Source organism: Mesorhizobium sp. WSM3864 (assembly GCF_002294955.1).
Taxonomy (GTDB): domain Bacteria; phylum Pseudomonadota; class Alphaproteobacteria; order Rhizobiales; family Rhizobiaceae; genus Mesorhizobium.
This window is the reverse complement of record NZ_NSGD01000002.1, coordinates 256,732-269,056: the sequence shown is the minus strand read 5'-3', so window position 1 is coordinate 269,056 and position 12,325 is coordinate 256,732. Positions and strand designations below refer to the sequence as shown.

Genomic DNA, 12,325 nt, shown 5'->3' with positions numbered 1-12,325 from the left:
ACCCATGAATATTGCCCCCGATTCATATTCAAGCACCCGCAAGCGCCTGATGGCGGCTGTCGCGTCCCTGGCCGTCATTGGTGCGGTCGGCGCAGGCGCGCTTGCCACCGGCACTGCGCCCGTGCTGGCCGATGCTGTGCGTGTCGAGGCTCCGCAGGTTCCGAGCTTCGCCGACGTCGTCGAGCGCGTCTCGCCGGCGGTGGTCAGCGTCAAGGTGAAGGCCAAGATCCAGCCGACGGCCGATGACGGCTCCGACGATCAGAACGGCTTCGACAACCTGCCCGACAATCCGCAGCTGCGTCGCTTCTTCAGGGAGTTCCGCGGCTTCGGCGATCAGGGCGGCCAGTTCGGCATGCCCCGCTTCAACCACCGCAACCACGGCAATGGCGAGCCGCGCCCCGTGGCTCAAGGTTCGGGCTTCTTCATTTCCGAGGACGGCTACCTCGTCACCAACAATCACGTGGTTTCGGAAGGCTCCGACTTCACCGTCGTCACCAATGACGGCAAGGAGCTCGACGCCAAGCTGATCGGCACCGATCCGCGCACCGACCTCGCCGTGCTGAAGGTCGATGGCGGCGGCAAGTTCACCTATGTCGACTTCGCCGACGACTCCAAGATCCGCATCGGCGACTGGGTCGTCGCGGTCGGTAACCCGTTCGGCCTCGGCGGCACCGTCACCGCAGGCATCGTTTCGGCCCGCGGCCGCGACATCGGCGCCGGCCCCTATGACGACTTCATCCAGATCGACGCCTCGGTCAACCGCGGCAATTCGGGCGGTCCGACCTTCAATCTCAACGGCCAGGTGATCGGCATCAACACCGCCATCTTCTCGCCGTCGGGCGGCAGTGTCGGCATCGCCTTCGACATTCCGGCCTCGACCGCCAAGCAGGTGGTCGAAGACCTGATGAAGAACGGCTCAGTCCAGCGCGGCTGGCTCGGCGTCGAGATCCAGCCGGTCACCTCCGACATTGCCGAGTCGCTCGGCCTGAAGTCGGACAAGGGCGCGCTGGTTTCGAGCGCGCAGGACGCTGGTCCCGGCAAGAAGGCCGGCATCGTCGCCGGCGATGTCATCACCCAGGTCGACGGCAAGGACGTCGCCTCGCCGAAGGAACTCGCCCGCATGATCGGCGCTTATGCGCCGGGCAAGTCGGTTGATGTCACTGTCTGGCGCAACGGCAAGAACGAGACGGTCAAGGTGGACCTCGGCACGTTGCCTTCGAGCGACAAGCAGGCCTCGAACGAAGGCAGCAACAAGCAGGCGGCTCCCGCCAAGGCCGATACGCTTGCCGATCTCGGCCTCACCGTCACCAAGTCGGAAAACGGCAAGGGCCTGGTGGTCACCGATGTCGATCCGGACAGCGATGCGGCCGACCGCGGCATTCAGCCCGGCGACGTCATCACCTCGATCAATTCGAACGAGGTGAACACTACCGACGACGTTTCCAAGGCCATGACCGATGCCTCCAAGTCGGGCCGCAAGGCCGTGCTGATGCAGATCACCCGCGACGATAGCAACCGCTTCGTCGCGCTGCCGGTCGGTAAGGGCTGATCTGATAGAGCGGTTCAATCGCTCCTCGAGAACGCAGAACCGCTCTAACTCTCTGTTTGACGCAATTCCGGACGGCAACCCGCTTCACGCCTTTCCTGGAATTGCTCAGCGACTTTTCCTTGCGGCGGTTTCAACACCCCCGAGCCGCCGCCGGGAAAACATGGGGCCGAGCACGTCAGTCAGTCACCGTGTTTCGCTCCTGCGGCAGCGGGTTTCCCATCACCCGCTGCCGCTTGCCAAGCACGGTGCCCGCAAGTGGGTACCGGTCTGGGATCACGACATGCGGCTGGCGAACGCAAAGGCGCTGAGTCATGGCTGCCCCTCAACCTTCCAGTGAAATCGCGTATAACGGCTCCATGAAGATTCTCGTCATGGAAGACGACCGCGAGGCTGCGGACTACCTGCAGAAAGCCTTCGCCGAGGCGGGCCACACCGCCCATGTCGCCGGGGACGGCGAGACCGGCTTCGCGCTTGCCGACGCCGGCGACTACGACGTGATGGTGGTCGACCGCATGATGCCGCGCCGCGACGGGCTGTCGGTGATCGCAGCGCTCCGCTCGCGCGGCAACACCACGCCGGTGCTGATCCTGTCGGCGCTGGGCGAGGTCGACGACCGCGTCACCGGGCTGCGCGCCGGCGGCGACGATTATCTCACCAAACCCTACGCTTTTTCCGAATTGCTTGCCCGCGTCGAGGTGTTGAACCGTCGCGCCGGCGCCCGGGAAACCGAGACCGTCTACCGCGTCGGCGATCTCGAGCTCGACCGTCTGTCGCATTCGGTCAAGCGCGCCGGCCGCGAGATCACGCTGCAGCCGCGCGAGTTCCGCCTGCTGGAATATCTGATGCGCCACGCCGGCCAGGTGGTGACACGCACCATGCTGCTGGAAAATGTCTGGGACTATCATTTCGATCCGCAGACCAACGTCATCGACGTTCATGTCTCGCGCCTGCGCGGCAAGATCGAAAAGGGTTTCGACAAACCGATCCTGCACACCATCCGCGGCGCCGGCTACATGCTGAAAGGCGGCTAGAGCATGATCCCAAACCGAAAGTCAGGGAACGTTTCGGAAAAGATGCTGCAACAAGGGGTTACCGTGCAGCCAATCGTCATCCTGATCTAGGCGAACATGGCTCTTTCCCTGCCGGCCATCATGAAGACGACGGCGGCCCGGCTCTCGGCGCTTTATCTTCTGCTTTTCGCGCTCTGCGCCGTGCTGCTCGTCTTTTACATGACGTCGCTCTCGGCGCGCATGCTGACGGCGCAGACCCAGGACACGATCAATGACGAGATCCTCGGCTTGGCTCGCGCATACAAAAATGGCGGCCTGCCGTTGCTGGTGCGCGTGGTTGAAGCCCGCTCGCGCCAGCCTGGCGCCAACCTCTATCTGATCGCCGACGCCAACGGCCAGATCCTGACCGGCAATGTGCAGAGCCTGGAGCCGGGAATCATCGAAACCGAGGGCTGGACGACGGAACCCTTTTCGTACCATCGCTTCGGTGAGGGCGAACTCGACCGATTGCGTGGCGGTGGCACCGATCAGAGCCCGCCGTCCCCGGGCGACAGCAGCGCTCAGTCGGAAGGCGAGGAAGGCCACAACGCTATCGCGCTGGTGCTGCGACTGCCCAATCAGATGATCTTGCTGGTCGGCCGCGATCTTGGCGAGCCCGAGCGCTTCCGCGCCGTAATCCGCCGCGCGCTGATGCTGGCGCTAGGCATGATGGGGCTCGGCGGCCTCTTGATCTGGTTCTTCGTCGGGCGCGCCGCGCTGAAACGCATCGACAGCGTCTCCGACGCAAGCCGCCGCATCATGGGCGGCGACCTTAGCGGACGGCTGCCGGTGACCGGCGCCGGTGACGAATTCGACCGCCTGTCCGAAAACCTCAACACGATGCTTGCCCGTATCGCCATGCTGAACGAGGGGCTGAAGCAGGTCTCCGACAACATCGCTCACGATCTGAAGACGCCGCTGACCAGGCTGCGCAACCGCGCCGAAGCCACCCTTGCCGGCAAGCGCAAGACGACGGACTACCGTCAGGCGCTGGAGGGAACGATCGCCGAGTCCGACCAGCTCATCAAGACCTTCAACGCCATCCTGATGATCTCGCGGCTGGAGGCCGGCTATTCCTCCGAGACAACCGGCCCGGTCGACCTCGCCGCCACGGTGAGCGATGTCGTCGAGCTCTACGAGCCGGTGGCGGAAGAGGCGGGCGTCGTGCTGGAAACCTCGGTGCCGGAAGCGGTGACCATCAACGGCAATCGCGAGCTGATCGGCCAGGCACTGTCGAACATCGTCGACAACGCCATCAAATACTCGACCGGCGCCGCCGAGAGCCCGAAAGTGCGCGTCACGCTGGAGCGCATCGGCGGCGAGGTCAAGCTCGCCGTTTCCGACAATGGCCTTGGCATTCCCGACGATGCCGACCGCGCCAGGGTCACCGAGCGTTTCGTGCGGCTGGAGAAGAGCCGTTCGCAGCCGGGTTCGGGTCTGGGCCTTAGCCTCGCCAAGGCGATCATGACTTTCCATAACGGCAGGCTTGATCTTCTGCCCGCCAATCCCGGATTGTCCGTAGTCATGAGTTTCCCGGCCCGGGAGACGCATTGATGGCGGCAAGGATGGCAAAAAAGAAGATCGATACGGAATGGCAACTCCGACCGACGCTGGCGCTTCGCCCGCTCGGCGGCGACCATGCCCGGAGGGAATTGTCCGAGATCGCTGACGCGGCCGAGCAAGACGGCCTTCCGCGTCTGGCCGCGTTCCTCGCCGGCAAGGGAGCACTGCAGGAATTGCTCGCCGCCATCTTCGACCTGTCGCCGTTCCTGCGTGATACGGCCCGCCGCCGGCCGGCCATTCTCGACACGCTGTTCGACCAGACCATCGAAGCGCGTCTCAACGAGATCGGCGAGGCGGTCGATCGCGCTGCGCGGGCCGATAATGTCTCGGAATCGAGCCTGATGATGGAACTCAGGCAGTTCAAGGCCGAAGCGCATTTCCTGATCGCGCTGGCCGATCTGTCCGGCGAGGCCGAAACCGCGCTGACGGTGCGCCGTCTGAGCGACTTGGCGGATGCTTGCACACGCGCCGCCGTCGATTTCCTGCTGCTCGACGCGCACGGGCAGGGCAAGCTCAAGCTGCCCCATCCGGAAGACCCGGCGCGCGGCTCGGGCTGGATTGTGCTCGGCATGGGCAAGCTCGGCGCGCATGAGCTGAATTTTTCCTCCGACATAGACCTCGTCGTCTTCTTCGATCCGGAGGCGCCGGCGGTGGTCGATCCGCTCGATGCGACGGAGCTGTTCTCGCGCCTCACCCGCCGTCTCGTGCGCATCCTGCAGGACCGCACGGAGCATGGCTATGTCTTCCGCACCGATCTGAGGCTGCGCCCCGATCCCGGCTCGACCCCGCTGGCGATCCCGGTCGAGGCGGCGCTTCGTTATTATGAGGCCCGCGGCCAGAACTGGGAGCGCGCCGCCATGATCAAGGCGCGGCCAGTGGCCGGAGACCTTGCCGCGGGCTCGGCCTTCCTCAAGGAATTGCAGCCCTATGTCTGGCGGAAATACATGGATTACGCCGCGATCGCCGACGTCCATTCGATCAAGCGCCAGATCCATGCCCACAAGGGTCACGGCGAGATCGCGGTGAAAGGCCACAACGTCAAGCTCGGCCGCGGCGGCATCCGCGAGATCGAGTTCTTCGTCCAGACGCAGCAGCTGATTGCCGGCGGCCGCTTCCCGGAACTGCGCGGCCGCGAAACGGTGCCGATGCTGGACGCGCTCGCCGTGCGCGGCTGGATCACCGCCGATGCGCGCGATGCGCTCACCCGGCAATACTGGTTCCTGCGCCGTGTCGAGCATGCCGTCCAGATGGTGGCCGACGAGCAGACGCATGTCCTGCCGGAAGAGGACGAGGAGCTGGAGCGTATTGCGCTGATGCTCGGCTTCACCGGCGAGGCGGAATTCGCGGAAGCTTTCCGCGCCTCGCTGCAGCAGGTCGAACGCCATTATGCGGCGCTGTTCGAGACGGCACCCGAACTGTCGGCCGGCGTCGGCAATCTGGTCTTCACCGGTGATGTCGACGATCCCGACACGCTGCAGACCTTGCATCGCCTCGGCTTTCAGCGGCCGAGCGACATCTGCCGTGTCATTCGCGGCTGGCATTTCGGCCGCTACCGCGTCACCCAGTCGGCGGAGGCGCGCGAGCGGCTGACGGAACTGACGCCGGCGCTGCTGAAAGCCTTCGGCCAGACGCGCCGCGCCGACGAGGCGCTGATCCGCTTCGACGAGTTCCTCGCCGGCCTGCCGGCTGGCATCCAGCTCTTCTCGCTTTTGCAGTCCAATCCGGCACTGCTCAAGCTGATGGCGACGATCATGGGCGCCGCGCCGCGGCTCGCCGCCATCATCACGCGCCGCCCGCATGTGTTCGACGGTCTGCTCGATCCGGCGTTGCTCGCGGAACTGCCCGACCGTGCCTATCTGTCGGCGCGGCTTGCGGCTTTCATCGACGGAGACCGCGCCTATGAGGATGTGCTTGACCGGCTGCGCATCTTCGCCTCCGAGCAGAAATTCCTGATCGGCGTGCGGTTGCTTGCGGGCTCCATCGATCCCGGGCGCGCCGGTCGCGCCTTCTCGGACCTGGCCGACCTCACGATCGAAGCGGCGCTCAACGCAGTCATCGCCGAGTTCGCGTTGCGCCATGGCAGGATTGCCGGGGGCAGGGTCGCGCTCCTCGGCATGGGCAAGCTGGGCAGCCGCGAGCTCACTGCCGGCTCGGATGTCGATCTGATCCTGCTTTATGACCACGACGCGGATGCGGAAGACTCCGATGGCGAGAAGCCGCTGGCGCCCTCACACTACTACACCCGCATGACGCAGCGGCTGATCGCCGCCGTCTCGGCGCCGACGGCCGAGGGAGTGCTTTACGAACTCGATCTCCGCTTGCGCCCCTCCGGCAACAAGGGGCCCGTCGCCACCCATGTCGACGCCTATAAGAAATATCAGCGGCAGGATGCCTGGACCTGGGAGCATATGGCGCTGGCACGAGCACGCGCCATCGGCGGTGACGCAGCGCTTTGCGCCGAGGTCCAGGACGAGGTTGCGGCGGTTCTCGCCCAGCCGCGCGAAAGCGCCAAGGTGAAGGCGGATGCCTCCGAGATGCGGGCGCTGATCGACACGGAAAAGCCGCCGCGCGATCTCTGGGACATCAAGCTGATCCCCGGCGGCCTGATCGATCTTGAATTCATCGCCCAGGTCGCGGTCATCACCGGCGCGGTCGAGGCTGGCAGGCGGGCAACCGCGACGGCGGAAGTGCTGGCGCGGCTGGCCCCCGGTTACGCGGCGCCTGATGTTCGGCAGGAGCTTTGCGAGGCCTGGAGACTCTATCTCGCGCTGACCCAGATGATCAGGCTCTGCCTTACCGGCGAGTTCCAGCGCGACGATGTTCCGCCGGGGCTTTCTGATCTGCTTCTGGCGGCCACCGACCTGCCGGATTTCGGTGTGCTCGAAGCGCATCTCAAGGAGACGTCGCAGAAGGTTCGGAAGGATTTCGAGCTTCTGCTTCGCGCGGGAGCGTCGATCTCGCGAGGTTAATTCACGCGTCATTCCTTGGCGCCGGCGTTTCGAATTTCAGCGCGCCAATTAAGCCGCCACCTTGACCATGGGCGGCGCCTTCTTCAGCGGGATGCGCACCGAAACGATGGTGCCGACGCCTTCGGTGGAGCGAATCTTCAGCGCGCCCCCCTGCAATTCGGCGAGCGAACGCGAGATGGCGAGGCCCAGGCCGGAACCGGTGTGGTTCTTGGAGAACTGGTTTTGCACCTGCTCGAACGGCCGCCCGAGCTTGCTCAGCGCCTGCTTCGGGATACCGCAGCCATTGTCCTCGATGGTGAGCACCAGCGCGCCTGAGGCGCTGCGCGCCCTGACCGTGATCTTGCCGCCCTGTCCGGTGAACTTCACCGCGTTGGAGAGCAGATTGATGGCGATCTGCTTGATCGCGCGGCGGTCGGCGTAGAGCCGCATCGCATCGGCGATGCGCGTCTCTACCGTGATCGACTTCTCCGCCGCCTGCAGCGAGATGACGCGAACCGTTTCCCTGATCAGCGGGCAGAGGTCGATTTCCTCGCGGTCAAGCGAGAACTGGCCGGCCTCGATCTTCGACATGTCGAGAATGTCGTTGATGACGCCGAGCAGGTATTTGCCGCTGCCGTTGATGTCGCTGGCATATTCCTCGTAGCGCTCGGAACCCAGCGGTCCGAACAGGCCTTGCTGCATCAGCTCGGAGAAGCCGATGATGGCGTTGAGCGGTGTGCGCAGTTCATGCGACATATTGGCGAGGAATTCGGACTTCGCCCGGTTGGCGGCCTCGGCGCGCTCGGTTTCCTTCATGTATTTGCGATTGAGCTCGACCAGCTCCTTGGCGCGTTCCTCCTCGGCCCGGCGGGCGAGGCTAAGATCGTGGATGGTCGCCATCAGGCGGCGCTCGCTGTCGACCAGCTTTTCCTGATGCAGCTTGATCTGGGTGATGTCGGAGCCGACCGAGACGATGCCGCCGTCTCTGGTCCTGAGCTCGTTGACCTGCAGCCAGCGTCCGTCGGCGAGCTGGCGCTCCAGCGTCACACCGCCATGCGGCCCGTTGGCGTTGGCCAGCCTGCGCTCCGAGGCGAAGGCGAGCATGCGCTCCTCCAGCATGTCGCGGGTTGCGCCCGGCATCACGTCGCGGTCCGAGAGCCCGTTGTCCTGCTGGAATTTGGAGTTGCACATGATCAGCCGTTCGGCGGCATCCCATAGCACGAAGGATTCGTTGATGTTCTCGATCGCCGTGCGCAGCCGCATGTCCGCCGCTTCCGAGCGCAGCGCGAGATGCCGCTGCTCGGTGACGTCGACGGCGATGCCGATCAGCTGGATCTCGGGCGCTTCCGGGTCGATCACCTGGGCGCGGGCGCGCATCCACACCCACTGCCCGTCGGCGTGGCGCATGCGGAACACCTGGTCGATATGGTCGATCTCGCGCTCGACGATGCGGTTGGCGAGCTCGAAGAGGTCGCCGTCGTCGGGATGGATGATCTCGTCGACCTCGCCGAAGGACAGCATCGTATCGCAAGGCTCGTAGCCCAGCATGTCGTACATCGAGCGCGACCAGTACATCTTGCCGCGCACCATGTCCCAGTCCCACAACCCGCAGCGGCCGCGCACCAGCGCCATGTCGATGCGCTGATGCGCTTCGAGATAGATGCGGTCGGCCGCCTGGGCGCGCGCCGCCTGGCCGAAATAGGCGTAAAGGATGACGATCAGCACGCCGGCCGTCAGCACGAACAACGTGACGTTGAGCGACACCGTCTTGCGCCAGCTGTCGAACACCGCCTCCTTGGGCACCAGCACCGCCGCGGCGTTGTTGCGGTCGCCGGTGAGGCTGACGGCGGCGAACCAGTCCTTGCCGCCGATGCTGACATCCATAACGCCGGCGCGGTCGCCGAACATGAACAGCGGCTGGCCGCCGAGCACCAGGCTGTCCAGCGAGCGTCCCTGCCAGCCGGTCGACAATGGCGATACCGCGACGATCTTGAAAGCGCCGTCGGTGATGGCCAGCACGTGGCTGCGGCCCATGGCGCCCTGGCGGCTGGTCTTCTCCAGAAGGTCCGTCGCATTCACGCCGGCTGCGTTCGGGTCGGCCGCAATCGCCTGTGCCATCTGGCCGGCGGCTAACGCCAGCACCGACTTGGCGTCGCGTTCGACCTCGTCGCGGTCGTTCACCAGCGACAGGAAGCGCAGTGCGGCGATGACAATCAGGAAGATGATGATCAGTGCGGGGATGGAGCGGCGCAGCAGCGGTTCCGCCGCCAGCAGCCGCTGGTAGGCGGGTTCGGCGATCAGACGCGCATTGCCGGCAGGCCCGCCGCTCCTTGCCTCGCGACGCGCAAAAGCTCTCCCTCCGGGCGCGCCCCACGCGTCCGTCTTCGCCATAAATGGCACTCCCCGATTTGCCGCATACTTGACGATCCGGCTACGCCGCACGTCCGAATCGTCAATAAGGAATCAAAGGTGATTCGCCTTGTCCAGAGGCGCGGCCAAAAAAGATTAAAAGTTGATTGAAATTCGTCGAAACTGCTGATCTCCCCCACCAGGGGGGAAGAGTGCTAATCACACCAGCGTCCGCTCCACGATGTCGCGCAGGTCGGCCGACAGGTTGTCGGCGTTCGCGATGTGCAGCAGTGCCTGCCTTGCCTTGTTCTGCCGGACCGGTTCCAGCGAGCGCCAGGACCTGAGCGCCGTCGCCAGCCGTGCTGCCACTTGCGGGTTGCGCTTCTCGACCTCCAGCACGGTCTCGGCGAAGAAGCGGTAGCCCTGACCGTCGGCGAGATGGAAGCCGGTCTGGTTGGCGCTGGAGAAGGTGCCGATCAGCGAGCGCACCCGGTTCGGATTTGCGATCGAGAAGGCAGGGTGCTGCATCAGCGCGCGCACGTTTTCGACGGTCAGCGGTCCCGGCACTCCGGCCTGGATCTGGAACCATTTGTCGAGCACCAGCGCATCGCCGCGGTATCTCATCTCGAAGGCCGACAGTGCCTCCTCCGCTTGCGCGGAGCCGGCATGACGGTGTGCCAGCACGGTCAGCGCCGCGGCGCGGTCGGTCATGTTGGTGGCGGCGTTGAAATGCCGCGCGGCAAGCGCCGTGCCTTCGGGCAGGAGCGACAGGTAATCGAGCAGGATGTTGCGCAGCGCGCGGCGCCCAGCGCTTGCCGAGTCGGGCGTGAACGGACCGTTGTCGGCCAGGCTGGCGTAAAGGGCCGAGAAGATCTCGCGGTTCGCCATGGCAATCGTCCGCGCCAGCGCCTCGCGGGCGGCGAAAATGGCGTCGGGATCGATGCCCTGGCCGATGTCGCGCGCAATATCGGCCTCGCCGGGCAGCGACAGAGCCAGCGCCCGGTAGGCCGGCTCCAGCGTCTCGTCGCGGGCAATGCTTCCGGCAAGCTCGGCGAGCTTTGCGTCGAAGGCCGACTCTTTGCCGCCCAGCAGCTGGCGGAACGCTGCTATGAGCGCGTCGGTGAGCAGCGTGTTGAAGGCCTGCCAGCGCGAGAAAGGATCGCTGTCATGGCTGGCCAGGAAGAACTGGTCGTCGGCCTTCTGCTGCACCGAGAGCGTGATTGGCGCCGAGAAGTCGCGGTTGAGCGACACCGAAGGCCGCTCCGAAACCCCCGAGAAGCGCACCGTGTGCCGCCGCTTTCGGACATGGATGATGCCGTCCTCGACGGTGGCGCCATCGACGGCTGTCCAGGCGACAGGCTTGCCGCCGGCGCCGACTAGGCCGAAGGCTAGGGGAATATGCATCAGTCGCTTGCGGCTTTCAGACGGCGTTGGCGGCACCGACTGCTCGATCTCCAGCGTCAATGCCTTGGCCGCCGCATTGTAGGAGGAACTCACCGTCAGGTTCGGCGTGCCGGCCTGATGGTACCAGAGAGCGAACTGCGTGAGGTCTCGGCCAGAAACGTCCTCGAACACTTTGAGGAAGTCCTCGATCGTCGCCGCTTCGCCGTCATGCCGCTCGAAATAGAGGTCCATGCCGGCGCGGAAGGTCTCCGCGCCGAGGATGGTGCGGATCATGCGCACCACTTCCGAGCCCTTCTCGTAGACTGTTGCAGTGTAGAAGTTGTTGATCTCGCGGTAGCGGCGCGGCCTGACCGGATGCGCCAATGGCCCCTGGTCCTCGGGGAACTGATGCGCGCGCAGCGTGCGCACCTCGGCGATGCGCTTTACCGCGCGCGAGCGCTGGTCGGCCGAGAATTCGTGGTCGCGGTAAACCGTCAGCCCTTCCTTCAGGCAGAGCTGGAACCAGTCGCGGCAAGTGATTCTGTTGCCGGTCCAATTGTGGAAATATTCATGCGCGATGATCGCCTCGATGTTGGCGAAATCGGCATCGGTCGCCGTCTCCTCGTCGGCCAGCACATATTTGTCGTTGAAGATGTTGAGGCCCTTGTTCTCCATGGCGCCCATGTTGAAGTCTGACACGGCGACGATGTTGAAGACGTCGAGGTCGTATTCGCGGCCGAAGGCTTCCTCGTCCCATTTCATCGAGCGCTTCAGCGCATCCATCGCGTAGCCGGCGAGCCGCTCCTTGCCGGGCTCGACATAGATGCCGAGCTCGACCTTGCGGCCGGATAGGGTGGTGAAGCTTCCCGCGACCTTGCCGAGCGCGCCAGCCACCAGCGCAAAGAGATAGGAAGGCTTCGGGAAGGGGTCGTGCCAGACGGCATAGTGCCGGCCATCCGCGAGCGCCCCGCTTTCTACGGGGTTGCCATTGGACAGCAGCAGCGGCGCCTCGGCGTGCGGCGCCTCGATGCGCACGGTGTAGACCGAGAGGACGTCTGGACGGTCGAGGAAATAGGTAATGCGGCGAAACCCCTCCGCTTCGCATTGGGTGCAATAGACATTGTTGGAGCGATAAAGGCCCATCAGCGACTCGTTGCTGGACGGCGCGATCTCGGTCTCGAGACGAAGCTCGAAGCGCCGTGCCGCCGGCGGCGTCGGAATGGTCAGTTGGTCGGGCGTAGCCTGATAGTCGGCTTCCGGGAGAACCTGCCCGTCGATGGCAACGCCGAGCAGCTTCAGCCCGTCGCCGTCGAGCACCAGCGGCGTGGAAGCGGCGACCCCCTGGCGTCGCTCGACGGTGAGCACGGCAGTGACGCGGGTGGCATCCGGAGACAGACGGAAATCGAGGCTGGTCCGCGGAATGAGATAGTCGCTGGGGCGGTAGTCTTCGAGCTTGAAGACATGGCCGGTATCTGTGCGCATTC

General features: G+C 65.0%; 6 protein-coding genes. 4 read left to right on the top strand and 2 right to left on the bottom strand.

The features are described from left to right. Positions 1–4 precede the first annotated feature (4 nt). The 4 genes from CK215_RS05580 to CK215_RS05565 all read left to right on the top strand — a co-directional run bounded on the left by CK215_RS05580 (position 5) and on the right by CK215_RS05565 (position 7,130). The gene (locus CK215_RS05580; RefSeq protein ID WP_095827194.1) at positions 5–1,549 is read left to right on the top strand and encodes a Do family serine endopeptidase; all 1,545 of its coding nucleotides are present in this window, start codon (positions 5–7) and stop codon (positions 1,547–1,549) included. Positions 1,550–1,905: 356 nt separating this feature from the next. Continuing rightward, positions 1,906–2,580: a response regulator transcription factor gene (locus CK215_RS05575; protein ID WP_066997584.1), complete on the top strand. Its 675-nt coding sequence runs from the start codon at positions 1,906–1,908 to the stop codon at positions 2,578–2,580. A 96-nt stretch (positions 2,581–2,676) separates the two neighbouring features. Beyond that, positions 2,677–4,152, top strand: a complete 1,476-nt coding sequence (locus tag CK215_RS05570) for a HAMP domain-containing sensor histidine kinase (RefSeq protein WP_095830348.1) — start codon at positions 2,677–2,679, stop codon at positions 4,150–4,152. After that, complete coding sequence (locus tag CK215_RS05565; protein ID WP_170950230.1) at positions 4,152–7,130, top strand: bifunctional [glutamine synthetase] adenylyltransferase/[glutamine synthetase]-adenylyl-L-tyrosine phosphorylase; 2,979 nt, start codon at positions 4,152–4,154, stop codon at positions 7,128–7,130. The genes CK215_RS05570 and CK215_RS05565 overlap by 1 nt, the downstream gene beginning before the upstream one ends. 48 nt (positions 7,131–7,178) lie before the next feature. Here CK215_RS05565 and CK215_RS05560 read toward each other — a convergent pair whose 3' ends face one another. Both CK215_RS05560 and pepN read right to left on the bottom strand, forming a co-directional pair. After that, the gene (locus CK215_RS05560; RefSeq protein ID WP_095781549.1) at positions 7,179–9,500 is read right to left on the bottom strand and encodes a PAS domain-containing sensor histidine kinase; all 2,322 of its coding nucleotides are present in this window, start codon (positions 9,498–9,500) and stop codon (positions 7,179–7,181) included. A gap of 177 nt (positions 9,501–9,677) precedes the next feature. Continuing rightward, entirely contained in the window at positions 9,678–12,323 is a 2,646-nt protein-coding gene (gene pepN, locus CK215_RS05555; protein ID WP_095830346.1) for an aminopeptidase N, read from the bottom strand. Positions 12,324–12,325 lie beyond the last annotated feature (2 nt).

Coding starts and splice junctions, on each gene's coding strand:
- pepN (WP_095830346.1), bottom strand. CDS start 12,323: ATGCGCACAGATACCGGCCATGTCTTCAAGCTCGAAGACTACCGCCCC.
- CK215_RS05565 (WP_170950230.1), top strand. CDS start 4,152: ATGGCGGCAAGGATGGCAAAAAAGAAGATCGATACGGAATGGCAACTC.
- CK215_RS05580 (WP_095827194.1), top strand. CDS start 5: ATGAATATTGCCCCCGATTCATATTCAAGCACCCGCAAGCGCCTGATG.
- CK215_RS05560 (WP_095781549.1), bottom strand. CDS start 9,500: ATGGCGAAGACGGACGCGTGGGGCGCGCCCGGAGGGAGAGCTTTTGCG.
- CK215_RS05575 (WP_066997584.1), top strand. CDS start 1,906: ATGAAGATTCTCGTCATGGAAGACGACCGCGAGGCTGCGGACTACCTG.
- CK215_RS05570 (WP_095830348.1), top strand. CDS start 2,677: ATGGCTCTTTCCCTGCCGGCCATCATGAAGACGACGGCGGCCCGGCTC.